Source organism: Vibrio zhugei, assembly GCF_003716875.1.
GTDB classification, from domain to species: Bacteria; Pseudomonadota; Gammaproteobacteria; order Enterobacterales; family Vibrionaceae; genus Vibrio; species Vibrio zhugei.
Map to the genome: position 1 here is coordinate 1,447,895 of NZ_CP033078.1, position 25,310 is coordinate 1,473,204.

Sequence of the window (25,310 nt, forward strand, 5' to 3'; positions counted from 1 at the left end):
TGTCACTTATTGCAGTAAAAGTCTGAATAATTTTGCACAACTCTCACACAAATACAGCACCGATTACATCGGAATACAGCATAAGCGCGCACTTTTAGCAAAGCAGGAACCATAAAAACTGAAGCGGACAGGGAAAGATGGAATCAATAGATAAAAAAAATCGGCCATTAAGCCGATGCGGGAGAGAGAATGAAGCGAGGGTCTGTTAACCAACCAAGGCAATGGTTTCAGTAATGAGCTTATGATTGGCACTGGCCATACGATCATGCATTACTTTAATAACACAACCAAACGATAACGATTTGGACCCATTTAAACTGAAATCATCCAGATCGACTAATGCACATAAACTGGCATTACTACCGACATCCAAAACAATAAAATGCCCTTCATTAAGGTCATTGATCAAGGTGATGATATCCCCCATTTCCGGTTCATAACCGGCCCCTTGGTAGGAAAAAAACCAGCTTTTAGGCTGTACAGGCTTATGGAATCGCTTGGCAGCGACACAATACAGCGCTAATTCTGCTTTGCGTGGCTCACTCAGAGGCAAACACACAATCTGTTCTTTGAAGGTTTGATAGTCAGAGGCATCATCGACCGAAAATGAAGATGGATGAAACGCACACTCAACCAGTACATTACGACTGAGATTAGTACGAAACAACATATTATCGTCCAGTTCCATCATCAGATAACCTTCGTCATCCGAATAGTACCAATTCCATTTATCACTGGGTTTAAGCATTGTGCCCTCTCGATATGCTCATCTTTTTTTGGAATTTAGGTAAACGCTTAATTACCTTTGCCAATGAATAGAGGTAATTCTATTAGTGAGACAATAAAAAAAAAGAGGAAATGAACGGGTCATTTCCTCTTAACGTCACCTTGTCACTTCTATTGAGAGCTAGGCTTAGCGGCCCACCCTACGGCTCATTCGCCTATACTGCGAACGATCTACAAGTGAGTCACAATATCTTTGACCAAAGTCGGGCCTTTATAGATAAATCCACTGTACACCTGAACCAACTTCGCCCCGGCTAACAACTTTTCTTTTGCTGAGACATAATCATCAATACCACCGACCCCAATAATGGGAACTTGATCGCCTAGTGCCTGATAGAGCTGTTTAATAACTTGGGTACTGCGTGAAGCAAGAGGACGTCCACTCAATCCGCCCGTTTCACGGCCGTGCTTCAAGCCTTCAACATAACTGCGATCCAATGTGGTGTTCGTCGCGATCACGCCATCAATCTTATTGTCGATCAAAGACTGACAAATTTGTGCGATCTCATCATCACTTAAATCTGGTGCAATTTTTAATGCCAACGGAACGTATTTATCATGCTGTTCGGCCAGTTCCGTTTGTTTGGCTTTTAATGTCGCTAATAAATCGTTCAGTGTTTCACCATATTGCAAGGTGCGCAGTCCTGGTGTGTTCGGTGAACTGATGTTGACGGCAATGTAACCGGCATAGGGGTACACCTTTTCCATACACACCAGATAATCATTCACCCCCTCTTCTATCGGGGTATCTTTGTTCTTACCGATATTGATGCCAATAACACCATCGAAGTTCGCTCGTTTCACGTTCTCAACAAGAACATCCACACCTTCATTGTTAAACCCCATACGATTGATGATCGCTTCCGCTGGCAATACACGGAATAAACGCGGTTTATCATTCCCTGGCTGCGGGCGCGGTGTCACCGTACCGACTTCAACAAAGCCAAAGCCCATCGCACCAAATGCATCGATACATTCGCCGTTCTTATCAAGCCCCGCGGCTAAACCTACCGGGTTTTTAAAGGTAATGCCCATGCACTCTACAGGACGGAAAGGAAGTTGCTGACGGTAGCACAACTCAATAGGCGTACCGGTGAAACGTTTGAAGTTCTGAATGGCAAGATCGTGTGCCTTTTCAGCATCCAATTGGAAAAAGCCAGTTCTGGCTAAGCGGTAAAGCATTGTGCCTCCGAAAGAAAAAAGCCCCGAATAAACGGGGCGTTATTATTGACGAGTCGCGTACACAATTCAAATGTTATTGCACAGACTGACAATTTAAGTTGAGCAACATCAATTCTCGTAATGCGACCGAGAACTTGGCGAACTCATGAACGGTCCCGACTTTAAACTCATTGAGAATGTTTTCCCAACGCGAGAGTGCCACTTGATTCGCTTCTATCCAGCGGTCGATAGCCACCCCGATTTCCTCATCACCATCGCATGAAAGCACTTGTGCCGTCAATTGACGTTGCTGCCAATCAAGATCTTCTCTAAATGCCGCTCGTGCTAACGCCTGCCAGTTATTGTCCACCGCTTGCTGATTGATTTGTTTTAGGAACCAATGCAACGATAAACGTTCACCTAAGCTAAAGTAGACACGTGCGGTTTTTTCCACGCTTTGCTGCTGATCTTTGGCAACACTGGCAATATCCAGAGCACTGTACAAGCTTGATAGTCGCGACACATAAGCCGCAGTCTCTGGATCAATACCTTGTTCAACCCAACCCTCAGCTTCTTTATTATGCTCTGCCAATTCGTCGCTGACGAGCACACTCTCCAACTTCTCAATGATCGTTGTTACATCCGCTTGATAACGGTCGATCAACTCTTGTACTGATAAATTCCCCATGCGATTACGTAAAATCCAGCGTGTCAGTCGGCGTAAGGTACGACGCACCACTTTAATAACATGATACTGAGCTTGCGCGGTCGCGATATTATCTAAACGACGAACCTGCTCAAAGACCCAAGGCAAACCGAAGATCTCGCGAGTAGCCGCATACGCATTCGCAATCTCAATGGTTTCCGCGCCCGTTTCATCATGTAAGCGCGCGACAAAATTACTGCCCATCTCGTTCACCATTTGGTTTGCAAGCGCGGTAGCAATGATCTCTTTACGCAATGGATGCTGTGGCATTGTTTCCGCGTAGTGACGGCGTAACTCAGTTGGGAAGTATTGTGCTAACTGCTGAGAATGATAACTGTCGCTCGCGATCTCTTCGCAGGCCAATTGCTCTTTAAGCAACATCTTGCTATAGGCCACTAATACTGCAATTTCTGGACGCGTCAGACCTACCCCTTTTTTCTCACGACTCAATAAGGTCTCATCATCAGGGATGTATTCAAGCGCACGATCCAAGTAACCGGTCTTCTCCAATGAATGGATAAAGCGAATTTGCTCTTTAACCACTTGCACACCCTGATAATCAGAAACCGAAATGGACTCTGACTGGCAATAAGCATCATCCAATACAATGTGACCCACTTCCTCTTCCATTTTCTCGAGCACTTGGTTACGTTGTTTTACGGTCAAATCACCGCTGGCCACCAAGGTATTCAGGAAGATTTTAATATTCACTTCGTTATCAGAACAATCCACGCCCCCGACGTTATCAACAAAGTCAGTGTTGACGCGGCCACCATTTAAGGCGTATTCAATTCGACCCTTTTGAGTCATGCCCAAGTTTCCGCCTTCACCGACCACACGAGCTCTCAGCTGGTTGCCATCAATGCGTAAACCATCATTGGCACGATCGCCCACATCGGTGTGGGTTTCCGTCGATGCTTTAACGTACGTCCCAATGCCCCCATTCCACAACAGATCCACTTTCATGCTAAGGATCATACGGATCAATTCATTCGGTGGTAGTGCCGCTTTCTTAGTACCGAGCATCGTCTGGATCTCAGCACTGAGTGGGATGGATTTCGCCTTACGAGAGAAAATACCCCCGCCTTTCGAGATCAGTGACTTGTCATAATCTTCCCAACTTGAACGGGGTAACGCAAATAATCGATCCCGTTCGGCCCAGCTTGCTGCGGCATCAGGATTGGGATCAATGAAAATATGCATATGGTTAAACGCGGCTTGTAATCGAATATGCTTGGACAAAAGCATACCGTTGCCAAATACATCGCCCGCCATATCACCGACACCAATAACGGTAAAGTCTGTGGTTTGACAGTTTATTCCCATTTCTCGGAAATGGCGTTTGACTGATTCCCACGCACCTTTGGCCGTAATACCCATGGCTTTATGGTCGTAACCATTAGAGCCACCAGAAGCAAACGCATCGCCTAACCAGAATTGATATTCGTCTGATACCGCATTCGCTAAGTCAGAAAACGTCGCTGTGCCCTTATCGGCCGCCACTACCAAGTAAGGGTCGTCGTCATCATGACGGACCACTTGCTCAGGAGCAACTAACTGTCCTTCGAGAATATTATCCGTCACATCCAATAGCGCATGAATGAAACGCTGATAACACCGTTTGCCTTCAGCAAAAATTTCATCACGACTCGACAACATTGGCTGCTTCTTACAGACGAAGCCGCCTTTGGCTCCAACAGGGACAATCACCGTATTCTTCACCTGTTGAGCTTTCACTAAGCCTAGAATTTCTGTACGGAAATCTTCCTGACGATCCGACCAACGTAAGCCACCTCGTGCCACTTTGCCACCACGTAGGTGCACCCCTTCCATATCTGGCGCATACACAAAGATTTCATAAGCAGGAACCGGTTCTGGAATGTCCGGAATGTCTCTCGGACTCATTTTCAGTGCTAACCAAGGTTTTGGCTGCTGCTGATCATCCAGTTGATAATAGTTGGTCCGTAACGTTGCCATGATCATATCCATGTAACGACGGATGATACGATCGTCATCCAATACATCGACATGCTCTAATTGCTCGGTGATCGACTGGATAAAGCCCTGCTGGCCTTTCATATCGCCTTTGAACTTAGGATCAAAGCGACGTTTGAAGAGTTCCACCAGCGCTCTGGCAAGATCCGGATAATGATGCAGAGTATCTTCAATGTACTGTTGGCTGAACGGAAATCCAACTTGGCGCATATATCGTGCATAAGCACGCAAAATAGACACTTCCCGTCCTGTCAGGCCCGAGCTTAGAACCAAACGGTTAAACCCATCGCTTTCCAATTCACCACGCCAGATTTGTGCAAACGCTTGTTGGAAACGATCCCGCGCTTCGCGCAGATCCACTACCTTGTCGCTTTTGTGCAACATGGAAAACTCAAGGATCCAATAGGTTTGCATATTGGTTTTTACGACTTCATAAGGTGATTCACCGATCACTCGCAAACCCAAATTCTCCAACATCGGCATAACATCTGACAAATGAATCGGCTCTGCTCGATGATACAGCTTTAAGCGGACCGCTTTAGAATTGGTTTGTTCTTCTTGTGGGCGATAGAACAGCATGCCTAAACGATGAGTTTCGTTAAGATTTTCCATGCGCTCAATATCAGCCACAGCCGAACCTGGCATCATGTCTTCTTTATATGAACGCGGAAACGCTCTCATGTATTCTTTTGATAGAGGTAGACCCTTACTTTCCCCAAAGTTGGCAATGATGGCTTCTGATAAACGATCGTCCCAGCTGGTGGATGCTTCCATTAAATTTCGCTCTATCTTGTTTACGTTGACTTCCATACTGTTGTCGTCGACACGCACAATATAGTGCGTACGAGCCAATGGACTTTCGGAAAAATACGTTGTGAATTCAACATCCTGATCACAACCGAAATATTGTTTGAAAATACGCTGGGTTTGCCGACGCAGTTCAGTGTTGTAACGCTCTTTAGAGACATACACCATACAGCTGAAAAAGCGTCCAAAAGGATCACGACGAACAAACAGACGCAACATATCTCTATCTTGCATCTGTACCACGCCAGTTCCGACTTCTAATAATTCCTCTTCCGAGGATTGCAACAACTCATCACGTGGATAGTTTTCTAAGATATTATGCAGTGCTTTATAGGCGTAGGAACTTTGTCGATAACTACTTGCTGCTAAGATACGCTGAACTTTCTCATTGATTAAGGGAATATTCTCAACGCTTTGATTATAAACAGCCGAGGTATAAAGCCCAGTAAACCGATGTTCGCCAATCACTTTGCCATTTTTATCGAATTTTTTAATGCCAATGTAATCGGTATACGCTGGTCGATGAATACGCGACTGTTTATTGCCTTTCGTCACAATCAATAAATACGGCTTCTTCGCTTCCAAACGGGCAGGATCCGGAAATTCTGACAGTTTAATAGAACGGATATGAGTGGTATCTGAGAATAAACCTAGCCCTTGATCTTTTGTCGGCTCAAGGATGCTTTCTCCATCGGCTTCGATCAAATCGAATTCTTTGTATCCCATGAACGTAAAGTTATGATCCCCCAACCAACGCAAAAACGCGAGCGTCTCTTCATAACGATCATCTTCGATCGGAATGTTTTTACGCTCCTTCTCAAGCTGTGTGATCACGCTCGTTAAACGGCTGACCATCGGCTGCCAATCTTGCACAACCAAGGCAGTATCTTGCAGCACCGACAATATCTCTTCTTTGAGTTCGCTCATTTCTTCTTTTGTATTTAAGCGGTCCACTTCAATATGAAAGAGCGAGTGCCATTCACCTTTCGCCTGATTAATAGAAGTGACACTGTAATCTTTTTTACGTGAAATCTGTGTGGGACCATTGAGCATTAAATGGGAAGTCAAATCGAGACGACTTAATGTCATTTTGACAGAATCCACCAGAAACGGCGTATCTGGCACAACAATTTCGATGATGGTATGAGTTGATTGCCAACCTTGGCGACTGATCGACGGATTAAATACCCTAACGGATAAGCTGTCTGGAGACTTTTCATTGATATGATGCCAAAGACTCACAATCGCACCGTAAAGATCCGATTCATTGCGAGCGACTAAATCATCTTGGGAAATATTACTGAAAAGATGTTGGGCCAGTTGTGTCACAAGTGGCTGTTGAGCAAGCTCTAGCCGGTCTTGGATCAATTGATATACTTTTTCAAGTAGAACCGGCATAAGAGTATCTCGCGTGGGCATAAGCAACTCCAAAATTACATTATAATGAGTATAGTACCCTGTAATAATAGACCTTACTGCACCGTTACGCTTTGACTTAACTCGCTAATTGTAAGTAACTTATTTGGTGAATGTTAATAATGTTAACTGCTACACAGTATTACTGTGCATGACACGATACCTCAACGCAATAATATGCTGGAAAAGTAACAGATTATAGAATCTCGAGTTTGTGAAACTTGTTATTGTCGTCCGTTACAAGACGAAAACGCCCTCTTATACCCAACTGACTTAAATAGGGTCGAAAACGCGAAGCGGGTAATTGCAGGCGTAAGTTTTGCTCCGTCATTACCACAACATTGGCCGCGACTCCCGAATAGTGAGCGACAAACTCTTGATAAGAGATATTTAGAGAAAAATAATAGTCTTTCATTATAGATGCTACGCAAACTGATAGAAAAAGTGGCACCCGCAAGTGCCACTTTTTTATTCATCAGTGATGTAAAATATTTGGATGGATGAATGGAGGTTTCGCCACCCGTTACACCGATTTATTGTTCCAACGCTTTGGTCACTTTCTCATACAGATCCGATGATAAGTTATCCAGCGCGACCAATTTTTCGAGCTCCGCTTTCAACATCGCTTGTCGCTCGTTATCGTAACGCGGGAACTGGATCAATGAATCAATCATACCCGCTGCCAGTTGTGGATTCGAGCTGTTTAATTCACGAATGATTTGCCCTGCAAATTGATATCCTTCCCCGGTTTTTGCGTGGAAGTTAACTGGATTCGCTCGGAAAAATGCCCCCACTAAACTGCGAGTTCGGTTTGGATTTTTCAAACTGAATGCAGGGTGTGAGTCCATAGTTTGACGAATCACCTCAAGTGCATCACTGGCTGGATTGGTTCCTTGAACCATAAACCATTTATCCATCACTAAGCCATCAGCACTCCACTTATCACTATAATCAGCCATAAGTGCTGCGCGACATGGCAGTTGGGCACGGTTAGCTGCAGTCATCGCGGCCATCGTATCCGTCATATTATTCGCATCACGATACTGTGCTTCAACTAACTGATTGCCTGCTTCTGTATAAGCTAAGTAGCCTAGGCACACATTACGCAGTGAACGTTGCCCAATTGCCGCATGGTCAATCGTATATGTTGTTTGTTTAAGTGTATGGTAAGTCGCGCTCAGTTCATCGACCAACGCCGTTGCTAACGTGAATTTAATCTCATGAAGCACTTTCGCAATGGCATCGACATCAATCGTATCAAACCAGCCAGACACTTCGTTATAGCTTGGCATGGTCAGCACTTCAGCAATAAAGGCCGGTTCGAGACTGTCATTAAGCAATACACCGCGGAACGCATCGATGATATGCTCTGGTAACTCAATCTCGTTACCCGCTTGCACTTGCTCTACATTATGACGAATGTACTTAGCCAATAACATTTGACCCGCATCCCAGCGAGCAAATTCATTCGTCGCATGCACCATTAAGAATGTCAGCTCTTCATCGCTATAGTCATAGACCAATTTTACTGGCGCAGAAAATTCACGCAGTAAAGAAGGGATTGGGCATTCAGCCACGTTATCAAACACGAACGTTTGCGAGTCTTGGGTCACATTCAGAACGTGATCAATTTTCTCACCGTTACGCTGTAACTCAATCACACTGCCATCAGCAGCGTATAACTCAATATCAAAAGGAATGTGCAAAGCTTGCTTGTCTTTTTGATCATGAGTGGCGGGGGTATGCTGTGCTACGGTCAAAGCGTACGTTTGTGCCGTGGCATCGTATTCGCTGCTCACCGTTAACGTTGGCGTGCCAGACTGGCTATACCATAAACGGAATTGTGTCAGGTCAATTCCAGAGGCATCTTCCATCGCACAAACAAAATCTTCACACGTTGCTGCGGTACCATCATGACGATCAAAATACAGTGTCATGCCTTTTTGGAACTGAGTTTCACCCAACAGTGTGTGCATCATTCGGATCACTTCACTGCCTTTTTCATACACAGTTACGGTATAGAAATTATTCATTTCTATCACTTTCTCTGGACGAATAGGATGAGACATTGGGCCGGCATCTTGTTCAAACTGTGCACCACGAATCACGCACACATTGTTAATACGATTCACCGCTCGTGAACCAAGATCAGAAGAGAATTCTTGATCTCGGAATACAGTCAGCCCCTCTTTCAAGCTCAATTGGAACCAATCACGACAGGTCACACGGTTACCCGTCCAGTTGTGGAAATACTCGTGACCAATGACCGCCTCAATACCAAGATAATCACTGTCAGTCGCGGATTGATCATCAGCTAGAACGTATTTAGAGTTAAAGACATTCAGGCCTTTATTTTCCATCGCTCCCATGTTGAAGAAGTCCACAGCAACGACCATATAAATATCCAGATCGTACTCTAAACCAAAGCGCTCTTCATCCCATTTCATTGAGTTGATAAGAGACGTCATCGCATGCTTGGAACGCTCGTGGTTCCCTTTATCGACGAAAATCTCTAATGTCACATCACGCCCTGATTTGGTGGTGTAGTGATCTCGACGGACGTCAAAATCCCCGGCGACCAATGCAAACAGATAGCTGGGTTTTGGATGAGGGTCTTGCCATTTCACCCAATGACGACCATTGTCTGTCAGCCCTTCTTCGATACGGTTACCATTACTTAATAAGTATGGATACGCCTGTTTATCGGCAATCACTGTCGTTGTGAATTTAGCCAGAACATCGGGACGATCGAGATAGTATGTAATGCGACGGAACCCTTCTGCTTCACATTGCGTACAAAATGCACCGCCAGATTTGTAAAGCCCTTCCAATGCAGTATTCGCTTCTGGATTGATGAGAGTGATGATGGTCAGCTCACAATGGGCGGGCAGATCACGAATCTCTAATTGATCGTCTTTTTGTTCGTACGCATCCCAGTCAGCCCCATCGACTTTTAACGCTTCTAGTGTGAGACCGTCACCATGTAAACATAATGTATCACTGTCTGATAATTGCTTAACGTAAGAAACCGCGGTGACCGTTGTCGCCGTATCGTGCAAATCAAAAGTTAACTCAATGTCCGTAATGGTATGCGAAGGTTGAGTATAATCTTTTCTGTATTTGGCTTGAGGAGTTTGAGCCATTGCCGTAATCCTTTTTGACGTAATGATATTGTGACTATCCAATATAGATGCTAATGATCTTAAGCCGACAATCGACAATAACAACCCCTATCTGCAAAAAACTCGGTATTTTATGAGAATAGCTCGCATTATTGCTGATAAAAGCGCCAATTGTATCTGTGCCATTAAGGCGCTCGACTCAACGTCGTAAGGAGCGATCCATTTTCCATATCTAACGTCATCGTATCGTTATGCAACGAATACTTAGCATCATGCTGACCATGCTCATACATGAAAACAAAATGATTCTGTTCGATATAAAACACGCCTTGATGCACCGTTTCATCGCCTTGAGACGTCACAGAGCGAAACAAGAAGACGAAATCCGGTTTGATGAGCAATTCAATATGGTCAACAGCATGCTTGCCTCTAGCTTCGAGGTTTTTTACATCATCACTTTTCCATTGTCCTGCTAGCTCGCGTGGCAACGCTTTATAAAAATAGAGCCCATTCATATACAAGGTATTATGGCTACCTTGGTAAGCATAATTGTGCTTTTCTCCATTCGTAAATTGAAATTGCAACGCTTCATCGTTGGCAGAGAAGTGTCCTTGCCAATGTTGAACGGAATGATCCTGCTTTTTTACATCAATTTGGAAGCGATAATCGGAGCGCAGCTGCACATGAATAGAACGATAACCCTCTGGTGTGTCTTCTGGATGGGGATTGATAAAATACCAATCGCCTAAGAGAAAGGGATGATCAAAATAAGTGATGTCATGCTGACCATCTTGATGTGCCCAACTAAAGGGCGTCACCATCACCCATAAGCTCAAAATTACGCAGCGCAGCCACTTCATAAGCCACTCCTTACCATTACTAGACTCTATGCTAAGCGTAGACAAAGCTGATGGGGCTGGTAGGAGAATTTGCCATAATGGCGCTGTGGATGTGATCGCTACAGACAGTAACGAACCTTGTTTCTGCGGGGTGTTACTTCGCGATGTGATGACAACGACGCTCGCGACAAAAATAAAAACGAGCCATATAGGCTCGTTTTTCGATAGAGTGCTAGCGATGATATTAATGTTTCATATCATCAACCATATCGCCCGTCACGGCAACGGCTTCATCTAAGTATGCGTCTGGCGACTCATAATCTTTGGGAATATCATCAAACGAAGCGTACGGTTTTTTACCGTCGGCTTTGCGACGTTCATTCACACGTTGCAGCTGCTCGCTATCCGCTTCTTCCGCTTTTTTCTGACGAACCTGCTCGTTAAGAGATAAGAATTTATCGTCTTTCTCTTTTTTGTACTTGGCAATATCTTCAGCAATAAAGCCAAATTCACGGTCGTGGGCGATACGCGCCTTGTGCTGAGTCGTCAATTCCTTGATCAGATCTCGATCATTATGAACCGGACGATAGTCCGCTTTCGCGATACTGTCCCAAGGCAACGCATTATCTTCCACACTCTCGCCCGTATCTTTAGGATCGATCGGAGTTGGGAACGCAATATCGGGCTTCACTCCCTTCTCTTGCGTACTGCCACCATCAATACGATAGAACTTCTGGATAGTGTATTGTACGTATCCCAATGGATCATCGAAGACATCATAAATATGATTCAACGAACGGTGCTGCTGAACCGTGCCTTTCCCATAGGAATTCTCGCCCAAAATGACCGCTCGACCATAATCTTGCATGGCAGCCGCAAAAATCTCTGAGGCCGAAGCACTGTATCGATTAATCAACACCGTCATCGGCCCTGAATACGCTTCTTTACCATCGGTATCACTGTCAATATTGACGCGACCGTAACTATCTCGCACTTGGACAACAGGGCCGCTCTTAATGAACAATCCACTCAAGCCAATCGCTTCAGTTAACGCACCACCCCCATTGTTACGCAGATCAACAACGATCCCATCGACGTGTTTGGCTTTCAGCTTTTCGATAAGCTTATCCGTATCTTTCGATAAACCGACGTAAAAACTTGGCACTTCAAGGACGCCAATCTTATGCCCGTCTACCGTTTTCACTTCCGATTTCACTGCACGGTCTTCAAGACGAATCTTATCCCGAACAATTGTGACAACGTGACTTTTAGCGCCTTTACTGTCTGGTAAAATTTGCAATTTAACTTTGGTACCTTTCGGTCCCTTAATTAAATCGACAATATCATCGAGACGCCAGCCGACCACATCGACGATTTTCTCACCGTCCTGCCCGACGCCAATAATTTTATCGCCTTTGGACAACTTGTGACTTTTTTCAGCCGGGCCACCTTTCACGAGTGAACGAATTTCAGTGTAATCGTCACTCGCTTGCAGTACCGCGCCAATGCCTTCCAAAGACAAATTCATATCGGTTTGAAATTGTTTGGCACTGCGTGGCGATAAATAACTGGTATGCGGATCAATGGAGCGTGCAAACGCATTCATGTAAATCTGGAATACATCTTCACTGTGCGTTTGACTCAAACGCTTGATGGCGTTGTTGTATCGCTTAGTCAATGTTTTCTTGATTTCCGGCCAATCTTTTCCAGCCAGTTTCAAGTTTAATGCATCGTATTTAACTCGTTTACGCCATAAATCATCCAATTCGGCGACGTTCTTTGGCCACGCGGCTTCAGAGCGATCGAGCTGAATGGATTCGTTTTTATCAAATGACATTTTTTTGTCGAGTAGCGACAATGCATATTGATAACGTTCATAACGTTTTTGTTGAGACAAATTATACAATTTAAAGGCAATCTCGTTGTTACCTGCCTTCAATTGATCATCAATTTGTGTGGACCAAGAGTGAAAAGAATCGATATCCGCTTGAGTGAAAATATTGCGGTTGTAATCCAACATTTTCAAATAACGGTTAAAAATCTTTTGAGAGAACTGATTATCGAGAGAAAAATGCTTGTAATGAGAGCGTGTGAACCGTGAAGTGACCCGTTTTGCAGCGATAGACTGCTGGGATTCAGGCTTGAGCTTAGGTAAGCTTTCTTCACTAATATTGGCTTCTACAGCCTGAGCTGAAAATGCTGCTAGCCAAACGCTAGCAGCAATCAGTGTCAATTTTGAACGGCATTTCATGCGTAGGAATATCTCCTTTAAGCGCGCAAGTGCTCCATCTTGACAACCATTTGTAGGCCGTTAACAAGTTGGACACGCACATCTTCCTTATTAATTTCAACAATGGTCGCTGCCATGTTGCCTTTGCCCATATTTACATTTACTTGTTTACCGACCGATGCTTCATCAGTATTCAAAGCACGTGTTTCAACTGGCTTATTATTACTTGCTTTTGCAGGTGCTTTTGATTGAGATTTAGGGCGACGATTTTGCGGTTTTTGCGCTGTCTTCGCTTTACCTTCTTCACGTGCTTTCTTGTTTTGCTCTTTACGACGAGCGTCAACACGAGCTTTGCTCTCGGCTAACGCTGTTTTTGCATGTTCAATGTGTTGTTCTTCTAATTCACCACAGTCATTACCATCGAGATCGACACGCACAGCACCAGGTTTAACACCATGCAGATAACGCCAAGAAGAAGTGTACTGTCTTAAAGCAGCACGTAGCTGTGTCTTGCTGACTTTTGAGTCGTCACTTAGACGTTCTGCAAGATCTTGAAAAATACCAATTTTTAATGGCTTGGCTTCACCTTCTAAAGTAAAGCATTTAGGGAAACATTCAGCAATGTATGCGATAACTTCTTTGCTGTTTTTTAACTTTTCAGTGTTTTCCATGAGGGTTCCTGGTTGGTGCGGCTACTTCCGCAAAGCATTTTCAATAAATATGTTCGGTATTATAGTGACCTGAATGGGAAAAACCACAGGCAAACACCAATTTATGCTTTGTTAGCGTGTGAATTGAGCAGGTTTTCAACCTGATTCATCAATTCTGTTAATCCAGATTGATCAATTTCACTAAAACGACCGATATTTGGACTGTCGATATCTAATACGCCTGCCACCTTGCCGTTGATCGAAAACGGGATGACTAACTCAGAGTTACTTGCGGCATCACAGGCAATATGTCCTTCGAATTCATGTACATCATAAATGCGTTGTACTGTATTTGTCGAGACTGCGGTACCACAAACTCCTTTTCCAACCGGAATACGGACACACGCTGGCAATCCTTGGAAAGGGCCTAATACCATTTCGTCTTCACTATCCATCACATAAAAGCCGACCCAATTGATGTCTTCTAATTCCATATTGAGTAGCGCACTGATGTTAGCGAGATTGGCAATCAAGTTGGGTTCACTTTCCACCAACGAGACCGCTTGCTTAGTGAGACGCTGGTATTGTTCGATATTCATATACATTTCCAATTAAAACTTAAAGACTTCATAATTCTGAGCTCGTACAATACAAACTCATTGATAAAAATAGGATGTTTCCATCATTGCTATGACAGATTCACAGGACACTATTAGCGTTTCTTAGCTAATAACTCAAGCAAAACAGCATAAATCCAAGCTTTTGTTCGCGAATCTCGTTGCGATTCTCGCGACGCTAATGACGGTGCCCGTGCCTTTGTTAATGCCACTCATGGTCGATGAAGTATTGCTCAACAAGCCCGGAAGTGGGCTTGAAGTACTCAACCTCATTCTTCCCAGTCACTATCAAACTGCTACTGGGTACATCCTATTTGCACTGTTTCTCGTCATCATTATGCGAACCATAGGACAATTGCTCAATATTTTGCAAGGACGTCAATTTACCTTGGTATCAAAAACCATCACCTACCGCATGCGATGCAAGATGATTGATAAATTGGGGCGAATTAGCATAAAGCAATATGAAACTCAGGGCAGTGGCGGAATCAACGCCCATTTAATTACCGATATCGAAACCATCGACCAATTTATCGGAACCACATTAAGTCGCTTCATCATTGGGTTGTTAACCGTTACCGGCACGGCTTTGGTGTTGTTGTGGCTAGATTGGCGCCTGGGGCTATTTATTTTATGTGTTAACCCAGTCGTCATCTTTCTATCACGTCGTCTCGGCAGTAAAGTAAAACACCTGAAAAAATTAGAAAACCAATCGTTTGAACGTTTTCAAACACGCTTAGTAGAAACGCTCGACGGGATTTATCAATTGCGTGCGGCAAATCGTGAACGCATCTTTTTACAACAGTTAAAAGCTCAGGCCGATGACATCAGAAGCAGCGCAGACAAATTCGCTTGGCGCTCTGAAGCAGCAGGTCGCTTATCGTTTTTGCTGTTCTTGGTAGGCTTCGAGCTCTTTCGCGCGGTTGCCATGTTAATGGTGTTATTTAGTGATCTGTCCATTGGTGAGATTCTCGCCGTATTTAGCTATCTATGGTTCATGCTGGGTCCAGTACAAGAGTTACTGGGGATTCAGTTTTCTTGGTACGGGGCAAAAGCCGCCTTAAAGCGCATTAACCAACTGCTCGCCTTAGAAGAAGAGCCCACTTCCATCAGTAAAGTGAATCCTTTTACGCACACCAACAAAGTCGCGGTAGAAGTTAACGACTTATCTTTTTCTTACAACCACGAGCACGCCGTGCTGAGTGCGCTAAACTTAACCATTCCCGCGGGAAAAACCGTTGCATTAGTCGGAGCCAGTGGTGGCGGAAAATCAACGCTGATTCAACTCTTAATTGGGGTCTACCAACCCACTCAAGGCCATATCTACTACAACGGCGAAAAAGCCAACGACATCAGCTTCGATGTGATTCGTGAAGAAATCGCGGTGGTCTTACAGCAGCCCGTGTTGTTCAACGACACGTTGCGCAATAACTTGACGTTAGGAGAAAACTACAGTGAAGCGGCGCTATGGCAAGCCCTCCAAGTCGCACAAATGAATGATGTGATGGAGCAGCTCACCGAAGGGTTAGACACACCGGTCGGCCGCAATGGCGTGCGGTTATCTGGCGGGCAACGACAACGGCTCGCCATTGCCCGCATGGTCTTAAGTGATCCGAAATTTGTCATCTTAGATGAAGCGACGTCGGCACTCGATACGGCAACTGAAGCCGCTCTCCATCACGCATTGAGTGTCTTTTTACAAGGCAGAACCACCTTAATTGTTGCCCATCGTTTGTCCGCGGTAAAACAAGCGGATTTAATCTATGTTCTTGAAGATGGACAAATATCTCAACGAGGCACTCATAAAGAGTTGCTGAATGAAGCTGGGCTCTATCAAACATTATATGGTACAGTGCAGCATTCTGTTTAATCGTTTCGGGTTATATGGCGCTGAGTCAACGACCATCCCTGAAAGCGTGCCTTTTGTGACACTGTCACTTAATATGAAAGAGTAGAGAACGCTACAAATGTGTGATAAGACGCCCGCCATTGCGACGACGCGCCTGTGCCAAGGTTGTGATCTTCCTTTGCAGCCACAGCCGTTAGATGCTAAGCATGACGCCTACTGTCCTCGTTGTAATACGCAACTCAGTCGCGGAGGCAGCCCTTCACTTTCCGGTAATTTGGCGATTGCCATCACATGTATGTGTTTATTCATTCCCGCTTACACCATGCCTTTTCTCTCAGTACGTTTATTGGGAGTGACCATTAATGGTTCCTTATGGCATGGCATTGAGCACCTCTATAACGATGGCTTTGCCGAGTTAGCCGCCTTGGTGATGTTCTGTGCGATCATTGCCCCAGTCTTATTATGCAGTGCACTGATACTTTGCCACATCGCCTTACATAAGCGTTGGTTCATGGGGTTACGCATCGGGAGTGACATTATCTATCGACTCAAAGGCTGGGCAATGATCGATGTTTTTTTAGTCGCCATTGCGATTGCGAGTTTCAAATTAAAAGATTATGCCGATCTGATGGTGGGCCCAGCCCTTTACGCTTTGATTATGTTACAAATCCTCACCGTGTTACTGATCAGCCGTGTGAGTATTCGTCGCTATTGGGAAGCCTGGAGAAGTGAAATCACTTATCAGCATGAAAGCAAAGATGTTCATTGCTTGTATTGTCATTTTTCGCAACCCGCGGGTACCCATTGCCAACGATGCCACCATCGCTTACACAAACGCCGTCCTCAATCGATCGAACGAACGTGGGCCTATTTAATCGCGGCCACTGTCGCGATTTTTCCAGCGAATTTGATTCCAATTTCGATACTGCTTACTAATGGCCAGCATCTCGACGATACGATCTATTCTGGCGTCGTTTCTTTATTTAATAGTCATATGGCGGGTATTGCTATCATTATACTGATCGCCAGCATTTTAGTGCCGATGGCGAAGATCCTTGGGCTTGGATATATCTTGGTAAGCATTCAATTTAAACGCATGACCTTTGCCAAGCATCGCATGCGGATATTTTTTATTATCAAAATGATTGGTAAATGGTCGATGTTGGACTTATTTGTCATTTCTATTATGTTAACCCTTGTTGACCGTGGTCAGCTCCTGAATTTTATTCCTGGTAATGGCGCTGTCGCGTTCGGATTGGTCGTGGTATTGACACTTCTTGCCACTGAAAGCCTTGATCCTCGCTTGATGTGGGACTGTGCCGCCACCGACGATAACACTCAAAAAAGGTCTGTTGATGAATAACAATTCGAAGTCATATGAACCGGAGATTAAGCGCAGCCGGGGAATTTCCCCTCTCTGGATATTGCCGATCTTAACCATGGTTTTAGCGGGATGGCTGGTCTATAAAGCCATTAATGATGCTGGGGTGCGAGTTCAAATCCACTTTTCCAATGGACAAGGCCTAGTAGCAGGTCGAACAACGATTCGCTATCAAGGGTTAGAAGTCGGCATGGTAAGAAATATCAAACTCTCTCCGGATCTCGAGAGTATTTTTGTGGACGCGGAAATTTATCCGGAAGCAATCAAACTTTTATCAAAAGACACCCAATTTTGGCTCGTGAAACCAAAAGCCAGTTTATCTGGGGTTTCCGGCCTTGACGCTTTGGTATCCGGAAACTACATCGCCATTCAACCAGGCGAAACGGAGACCAATAATCACCCAGACGAATACCAAGCGTTAGACAGTGCCCCCGCGAACCAAATTGCGCACCATGGCATGTCCGTACAATTAAACGCCAGCAACCTAGGCGGCCTTTCCGTCGGCTCGCAAATTGTCTATAAGAAAATTCCAATCGGTGAAGTATTAAGTTATCAGTTGGATAAAAATAATAAGTCGGTACTCATTCAGGCGTCAATCAAAGAAGATTATAAAGATGTCATTACCAACAAAAGTCGCTTCTGGAACGTGAGTGGTATCGGCGCCAATATGGGCTTTAATGGCATTGATGTACACCTAGAAAGCCTCAGTGCCCTCATCGGTGGAGCGATTGCGGTCGACTCTCCTGATGGTGGGGAGCCGGTAAAAGAGCATGCACAATTTCACTTATATAAGAACTTAAAGACCGCTGGTCGCGGCATTCCCATTACGATCACCCTACCCGATAATAGTCAGGTCAACCCAGATGGGTCCCCGATTATGTATCGAGGCATCGAGATTGGTCAGATTACCGACCTAAACTTTAACGATGATCGTTCACACGTCGTCGCAAGTGCCGCCGTTGAACCCGCCTTTAGTGATTTACTCACCTCTGGCACACAGTTTTTGCTAGAAGAACCGGAGCTGTCCGTTTCTGGAAGCAAGAATTTAACCAATTTCGTTAAAGGCAACTTTTTAACGTTGATTCCGAGTGAACATAAAGCCAGTGATAAAACCGTGCGTCAATTCGTCGCTAAGCGTCAAGCTGCGTTTGATAAACGCCATGCGATGAGTTTGACACTATGGGCACCCGATTCTTACGGTTTAGAAACTGGCACGCCCATTTATTATCGTGGTATCACGGTTGGGCGTGTCGTGGACGTGCAGTTACAAAAAGACAAGGTCGCCTTCTCCATCACGATTGATGATAAATATCGCCACCTCGTACGTTCACAAAATCGTTTTTACCTATCGAGTAGTGCTCGTGCACAGCTAAGCGATGACGGCGTAAGCGTGAGCATACCACCAGCAAAACGACTATTGACGGGCTCAATCAGTTTTATGAGCGCAGGTCAAAAGCACGCTGCCAAACATTATCAATTGTATGAAAACCAGTCCTTAGCCAATTTAGCGCAGGTCAATCAAAGTGGTTCACAAGCTCTGACCTTAGTGGCCGATAAACTGCCGCCCATTAGCACGGGCAGTCCGCTGCTCTATCGAAACCTCAAAGTGGGAACAGTCACCCAATATCATTTAACCGATGCGGACGTCGAAGTCACCGTAAACATTGAGAATCAATATCGGCATTTACTGACCGAGAACACCGTGTTTTGGAACCATTCCGGCATTGACATTCAAGCGTCTTTATCTGGGATCAGTATGCAAGCGGCACCGCTACAAAGCCTGCTCAAAGGCGGAATTGAGTTTGATAATTTCAAAGGTATCGACAATCGTGTCAATGATCATTGGAAGCTCTATCCTGATTACGATCAAGCACGTCACCATGGTACAGAAGTCACCCTCGTCACTGAGGATAACCCTGACTTAAAAGTCGGTACTCCCCTCCAATACAAAGGGGTTAACGTCGGCAAAGTCATCAGCATTGCTCCAGACTTTGCCCACCACAATGTGACGATTAAAGCCCAGATTCAGCCTGACTATAGCCAACAGCTAGCACGTGCAGGCAGCGTATTTTGGGTATCAAAAGTGAAGATCAGCTTAAAAGGCATCGATAACATCGACAAACTGTTTCATAACAGTATTTCGGTGGAGCCGGGGAATGGCGCTGCGACCACCGAGTTTTCTTTAAGTAAATCCCCTTACAAAGCGATGGGCACCACCTTTGTATTACAAAGCGCTTCTCGCCAGTCAGTCATGGTTGGCACGCCTGTGTTGTATCGTGGATTAGAAGTGGGTCACGTCAAGAAAGTCGCATTAAGCAGTCTTGCCGACAGGATCGTATCCACCATTGAAATCAAACCTCAATACGCCTATTTAGTGCGTCAAAACACCGTATTCTGGAATACGTCTGGTGTTGATGTATCGATTGGCATCAGTGGTGCGAGCGTTAAGTCAGGAACACTCGATAGCCTTATTCGTGGTGGTATCAGCTTTGCAACACCAGACAAGCAACCGCTGCTACACGCTGCCAAAGAAGGACAATCTTTCATCCTCCATCAAAGCGCAGAAGAAGATTGGAAAGAATGGTCGACGGTTATCCCTAAACCGTAACCTCTCTGCCTCAAAAAGCCGTCGCTCAGCGACGGCTTTTTCTCTTTCTAGACTGCCACTAGTCCATCATTCAAGCTATACTAACGCCGAATTCATTGCGACAGAGAACCATTGTGCATTCCAACATTACATTCCCAGAGCGTTTCCTTTCTTCCATGGCGGATATTCTGCCGAGTCATTTATCAATGGAAGATTTCACTGCCGCCTGCCAGCGTCCATTGCGAAAAAGCATTCGAGTCAACACGCTCAAACTCAGTATTCAACAGTTCCAACAAATCGCACACAACCATGGATGGCAGTTAACCCCCATCCCTTGGTGTCAGGAAGGATTTTGGATTGATGCTGATGAATCTTCTGTTTCTTTAGGCAATACGGCTGAGCATATGGCTGGTCTATTTTACATCCAAGAAGCCAGTTCAATGATGCCTGTTAGTGCACTATTCCATCACAATACCGCACCATTGGAGGCCATACTTGATACAGCGGCAGCCCCAGGCTCAAAAACGACCCAAATAGCCGCGCTTATGGAGAACCAAGGAATATTAGTCGCTAATGAATATTCTGCCAGTCGCGTGAAAGTACTGCATGCCAACATTGAACGCTGTGGTATTCGCAATACCGCCCTCACCAATTATGATGGTTGCGTCTTCGGTGCTTGGCTGCCTGAATACTTTGATGCGGTCTTACTTGATGCGCCATGTTCTGGTGAAGGCACCATTCGTAAAGATGCGGATGCGCTTAAAAACTGGAGTCATGAGGCCATTACATCGATCGCAACGACGCAAAAAGCCCTTATCGAGAGTGCCTTTCACGCCTTAAAACCTGGCGGTATTTTAGTCTATTCGACATGCACGTTAAGCCGAGAAGAAAACCAAGACGTGTGTGCACATTTAAAACATACTTTTGGTGACACTGTCACTTTTGACAGTTTGCACGATCTCTTCCCTGAAGCAAAAACATCACTGACGGAAGAAGGTTTTTTGCACATCTGGCCTCAAATGTACGATTGCGAAGGGTTTTTCGTTGCTCGGATTCGTAAAAATGCTTCCGTGACTCCACCTGATGTGACAAAACGTCTCGGTAAATTTCCTTTTCGTAAGGTCTCTCGAAACATGGCGAACACCATCAGTGAAGCTCTGTACAACGACTTAGGCGTCACGCTCCCCACAGATGCTCGCCTATGGGAAAGAGATAAAGACATTTGGTTGTTCCCAACCGCTCTCGAACCATTGTTAAGTGAAATGCGCTTCTCCCGCATGGGGATAAAAATTGCCGAAACCCACAAAAAAGGATTCCGCTGGCAACATCAAGTGGCGACCACACTGGTGCAAAACGATAACACTCACCGAGTTGACATTGGTATCAACGAAGCCCGTGAGTGGTTCATGGGGCGCGATATTCGACCAGAGACGGTCTCAGGTAGTGGTGAAGTGATTGTCTGTTTTGATAATGCCGTTATTGGTCTTGGCAAATGGGTGGGAAATCGTATTAAAAATGCCCTGCCACGCGAATTGGTTCGCGATAAAACTTTCTTTTGAGCCATAGGGCCTACCACAATGAGGTGGGTATGGCGGTCAACGTGTAGTGGACAGCTACACGTTTATGACTGCAACGAACGTGATCAAACACGATTCATACGCTGGCTACAAGATCTGTTATCAAGCCCATATTGATTAAATATGGGCTTATTTGACCATGAATCGCCCTACAATAACGTTAGGCCGTCAGCCGAGATCCGAATTTTTCCCTGCTTATACAAGCCGCCAATGGTTTTCTTAAACGTGCCTTTGCTGGTTCGAAAGGTGGCAAAAATGGCATCCGGGGACGATTTATCACTCAACGGTAAAAAGCCGCCTTTTTTCTCTAGCAGATCAAGGATCTTACTGCTCAAGTCATCCATTTTAGCAACACCTTGTTTTTGTAATGCTAAATTGATCTTGCCATCGTCACGGATCTCTTTGATATAACCTTTAAGCTTTTTACCAACAAACAACTTACCAAACACATCGGATGGGAATAGCATCCCCCAATGTTGCCCATTGATTATGGCTTTAAAGCCCAATTCAGAACGCTCAGCGATCAACAAGTCCACTTCCTGATTCGGTTGGTAGTTTGCGGGGGTCTGATCGAGCCATTTATTAAATTTGGTGGTCCCCACGATACGTCCCGACGCCTTGTCGCTATATACGTAGACTAAAATGGTTTGACCTTCGTACAGTTGTCCACGCTGTTCGCTATAAGGAATCAACAAATCTTTTTCTTTAATTCCCCAACTGACAAATGCGCCAACGTTGTTCACGCCTTCCACTTTCATCAATCCCCACTCACCGACTTGGGCAATGGGCGTTTCCGTGGTAGCAGCAATCTGATTTTCCGAATCAAAGTACAAAAACGCCTCAACGTATTGACCGACTTCAATATCATCCGAAGTATAACGATTGGGTAGCAATGCTCTGCCATACTCACCCGCATCAAGAAATACCCCAAATTCGGCTTTATTCACGACTTCTAGGCGGTTTATTCGACCTATATTCATCATCTAAACTGTCTCACATCAAATTTGCAGAGATTATACGTTATCTCTGTTATGCTTTCTCTAACGAAAAATAAAATAATCACTATTTTGGGGAGTATTAGTTGATCAGAGTTGATAAACATGACGCTGTCACGTTAAAAATCAGTACACAAATCTCCGAAAGTAAAGAAGTCGATGTCGATTTCTACCTGTTTGTTCCTGGTGAACTCGGCTTGGGACCTGACATTATCTCCGAAACCGAGTTTTATCACACCGCCTTTCACCAAAAACGGGCGTACTTCAGTGATGAGATGTTACTTCCGCTTGTTCACAGTCGACTTGCCCAACGTGGCCGCCTATCGACACAACAATATCGCGTCAGTCTGAGTCTGTTTGCTTATCAATATGTGACGGCGTTAGATTTGGCGGTGAGTCAAATCAAGAGCAATGAAGATGCGGATATTTCGGACGAAGTCGACATTGTGATCGAACTCTCGCTCGACATTCTCAAACGCTTGCGACGTAACGTTCCTTACGATGAAGGGATCAAACGCTATTACTCTAATATTGATAATTATTTGTCTTGGTATACCGAACAAAAATTTTTATCCATTGTCTCGTCCCTACCTCGCGATAAAGACTATAAAACCGTAAAAGAGCGCCTGATCACACTCGCTGAGAAAGAACAAGCTCATCGCGCCCTGAACCACTATAACAGCTCTAAGGTCAGTGAAGACCCTACTCGATTAAGCAATAAAATGCGTTTATTACGCCGCTTGATCGAACACCCAGTCGTTTTGAATGAAAAACTGGAGCTGTTAGGTAAAAACGTGCGCCGCATGGTGAAAGGTGGCGCCACCGGTTTTATCATGATTTTTGTCACCATTCTCGCCGTTACTGCTAGAGATTATTTAGGCGAAATTACCGCTTCTTTTATTATCGTTATGGCAGTTTTGTACGCCATTCGTGAAATATTTAAAGATGAAATGAAAGATTGGTTGTGGCGAAGAGCTCGTAAAGGCAAACCGCGCTGGATGCGTATCTACCACGATCCGACTCGTGGAAAACCCGTGGGACAAAAATTTGAATGGCTTGACTATAAACAACTGGCAGAGCTACCCGATACCATCCAAGTCATACGCAAAAAACGGGTCGTACAACGCGAAGAGCAGATTTTGCATTATCACGCCAAAGTGCAAATGCGTACCTCACGTTTCTTAAGCGGTTATGAACAGACACGCGAGTCGATGATGATAGACTTACGCCCGATTACACGGTTGATGGATAAAGGCTCAAATAAGCTATACGTGCTCAATAATGGTCAAGTCAGCAAAGAAAAAGTCGAAAAGCGCCATTTATTGAACTTAATCGTTAAAGAAAATAGTCATGTTGGCCCGGCGAAATATTATCGCTGGAAAGTCGTACTGAATCGAAGTCGTATTGTCGATATTGAAGCGATCCCTCTACCAAATAACTTCAACCCGATCGATTAACAAACCCAATGCGGTCGGTGTAAATAAAAAAGGTATCTGCTCACGCGGATACCTTTATCACTCGTCGCCCTCATCAACCTCGTGCGACGACTCGCTTGTTGCCTTTAAAAGTTGAACACTCGCGTCGTGCTATGATTGTCTAACAAATACGTTTGTAATTTAGGGTAGGATCCTAAATCGGTTGTCACAATCGACAACGGTTTATTGACTTTTTCTGCCGCAGACGTCACGTAATCGGCCAACATGGTGATCGACTGACTCTCAGGGTTGTACAAGTACGCCAGCTTCTCATTATATTTATCGATTCCGAGAATACATTGCGTTAACGCATCCCAATCAATCAATACCCCATCGAAATATTGTAATAACCGATCGGCCAGCAGTGCAGCTGATGGCACATGACACATATAAGAGACCTTGAGTCCATTCAAACCGCGGGGTAACCCTTGTTCAGCTAAGCGATCGATAATGGTCGCCGCGTCACTCAGTGACCGCACAAAAGGAACCACAATTTCAATTTGGTACCCCAATTGCTGTAGCGCTTTAATCACCTCGCACTCTAATTTAAAACCATCCGCGTAATCTGGCGACGCAAATCGCGATACACCACGTAAACCGATCGCTGGGTTCACTTCATCACTCTCGACACTGCGGCCACCGATCAACGTTTTAAAATGATGGCTATCACTGTCACTCAACGATACTTGAATCACCGCGTTCTTATCGGTGATCGCTTCTTCAATATGACTGACGAGAGTTGCAATAAAATGCTCTTTAATCGATTTTTCATTCAAAATACTAGCAAGAGACTGTAACTCGAGATCACTGAGGCTTTCCGTACCCGACACTAATGCAGGATGATAAAATACATGCTCAGCAATAAGCTCAGACAAGGATACGAACACGGCAGAGCTATCGCCTTGAGCCGCATTGCTAAGCACGCCCGTTCCTATGTTTAGGCCCGCATTTATCACACTCATATTTTGCTCACTCATTCTTGCTCCGTTACTTCTTTATTATCATTAGGGTGAAAATACCCATGGATGCTCAAAAACTCAAGATTATTTTAATATTTATCTCGATATTTTGCATAATTTTTCATTTGTGAATAAAAAATGCCTGTTTTCAATAACAA

At 44.7% G+C, this 25,310-nt stretch carries 16 protein-coding genes; 5 read left to right on the plus strand and 11 right to left on the minus strand.

The window, feature by feature from the left end; all coding sequences use genetic code 11:
* Positions 1 to 205 precede the first annotated feature (205 nt).
* The 9 genes from EAE30_RS11970 to EAE30_RS12010 form a co-directional block, all read right to left on the minus strand.
* Positions 206 to 748, minus strand: coding sequence for a cell division protein ZapC (locus tag EAE30_RS11970; RefSeq protein ID WP_123016126.1), 543 nt, complete (start codon positions 746 to 748; stop codon positions 206 to 208).
* Between the two features lie 209 nt (positions 749 to 957).
* Positions 958 to 1,968 (minus strand): quinone-dependent dihydroorotate dehydrogenase, encoded by a 1,011-nt coding sequence (pyrD, locus tag EAE30_RS11975; protein WP_123016127.1) that lies wholly within the window; start codon positions 1,966 to 1,968, stop codon positions 958 to 960.
* A 73-nt stretch (positions 1,969 to 2,041) separates the two neighbouring features.
* Positions 2,042 to 6,874, minus strand: coding sequence for an NAD-glutamate dehydrogenase (locus EAE30_RS11980; RefSeq protein ID WP_123016128.1), 4,833 nt, complete (start codon positions 6,872 to 6,874; stop codon positions 2,042 to 2,044).
* Positions 6,875 to 7,067: 193 nt separating this feature from the next.
* The gene (locus EAE30_RS11985) at positions 7,068 to 7,286 is read right to left on the minus strand and encodes a DUF2835 domain-containing protein (RefSeq protein WP_123016129.1); all 219 of its coding nucleotides are present in this window, start codon (positions 7,284 to 7,286) and stop codon (positions 7,068 to 7,070) included.
* A gap of 118 nt (positions 7,287 to 7,404) precedes the next feature.
* A complete protein-coding gene (gene pepN / locus EAE30_RS11990; protein ID WP_123016130.1) occupies positions 7,405 to 10,014 on the minus strand; it encodes an aminopeptidase N in 2,610 nt (869 codons plus the stop codon).
* 164 nt (positions 10,015 to 10,178) lie between these two features.
* Complete coding sequence (locus tag EAE30_RS11995; RefSeq protein WP_123016131.1) at positions 10,179 to 10,853, minus strand: hypothetical protein; 675 nt, start codon at positions 10,851 to 10,853, stop codon at positions 10,179 to 10,181.
* A 223-nt stretch (positions 10,854 to 11,076) separates the two neighbouring features.
* Positions 11,077 to 13,083, minus strand: a complete 2,007-nt coding sequence (prc, locus tag EAE30_RS12000; RefSeq protein ID WP_123016132.1) for a carboxy terminal-processing peptidase — start codon at positions 13,081 to 13,083, stop codon at positions 11,077 to 11,079.
* A 17-nt stretch (positions 13,084 to 13,100) separates the two neighbouring features.
* Positions 13,101 to 13,733, minus strand: a complete 633-nt coding sequence (gene proQ / locus EAE30_RS12005; RefSeq protein ID WP_123016133.1) for an RNA chaperone ProQ — start codon at positions 13,731 to 13,733, stop codon at positions 13,101 to 13,103.
* Between the two features lie 101 nt (positions 13,734 to 13,834).
* Positions 13,835 to 14,311: a GAF domain-containing protein gene (locus EAE30_RS12010; RefSeq protein ID WP_123016134.1), complete on the minus strand. Its 477-nt coding sequence runs from the start codon at positions 14,309 to 14,311 to the stop codon at positions 13,835 to 13,837.
* A 130-nt stretch (positions 14,312 to 14,441) separates the two neighbouring features.
* Between EAE30_RS12010 and EAE30_RS12015 the strand changes: the two genes are divergently transcribed.
* The 4 genes from EAE30_RS12015 (at position 14,442) to rsmF (ending at position 21,705) form a co-directional block, all read left to right on the plus strand.
* A complete protein-coding gene (locus EAE30_RS12015; protein WP_241967777.1) occupies positions 14,442 to 16,199 on the plus strand; it encodes an ABC transporter ATP-binding protein in 1,758 nt (585 codons plus the stop codon).
* 97 nt (positions 16,200 to 16,296) lie between these two features.
* Positions 16,297 to 17,541 (plus strand): paraquat-inducible protein A, encoded by a 1,245-nt coding sequence (locus tag EAE30_RS12020; RefSeq protein WP_123016135.1) that lies wholly within the window; start codon positions 16,297 to 16,299, stop codon positions 17,539 to 17,541.
* Positions 17,534 to 20,167, plus strand: a complete 2,634-nt coding sequence (locus EAE30_RS12025; RefSeq protein WP_123016136.1) for a PqiB family protein — start codon at positions 17,534 to 17,536, stop codon at positions 20,165 to 20,167. Before EAE30_RS12020 ends, EAE30_RS12025 begins: the two co-directional genes overlap by 8 nt.
* A 113-nt stretch (positions 20,168 to 20,280) precedes the next feature.
* Entirely contained in the window at positions 20,281 to 21,705 is a 1,425-nt protein-coding gene (gene rsmF / locus EAE30_RS12030) for a 16S rRNA (cytosine(1407)-C(5))-methyltransferase RsmF (protein WP_123016137.1), read from the plus strand.
* 167 nt (positions 21,706 to 21,872) lie between these two features.
* Here rsmF and EAE30_RS12035 read toward each other — a convergent pair whose 3' ends face one another.
* Positions 21,873 to 22,706 carry a CvfB family protein gene (locus EAE30_RS12035; protein WP_123016138.1) on the minus strand — a complete coding sequence of 278 codons (834 nt, stop codon included), beginning with the start codon at positions 22,704 to 22,706 and terminating at the stop codon, positions 21,873 to 21,875.
* Between the two features lie 98 nt (positions 22,707 to 22,804).
* Here EAE30_RS12035 and EAE30_RS12040 point away from each other — a divergent pair, with 98 nt between their 5' ends.
* Positions 22,805 to 24,175, plus strand: coding sequence for a hypothetical protein (locus tag EAE30_RS12040; protein ID WP_123016139.1), 1,371 nt, complete (start codon positions 22,805 to 22,807; stop codon positions 24,173 to 24,175).
* A 104-nt stretch (positions 24,176 to 24,279) separates the two neighbouring features.
* Here EAE30_RS12040 and EAE30_RS12045 read toward each other — a convergent pair whose 3' ends face one another.
* A complete protein-coding gene (locus EAE30_RS12045; RefSeq protein WP_123016140.1) occupies positions 24,280 to 25,170 on the minus strand; it encodes a putative PEP-binding protein in 891 nt (296 codons plus the stop codon).
* Positions 25,171 to 25,310 lie beyond the last annotated feature (140 nt).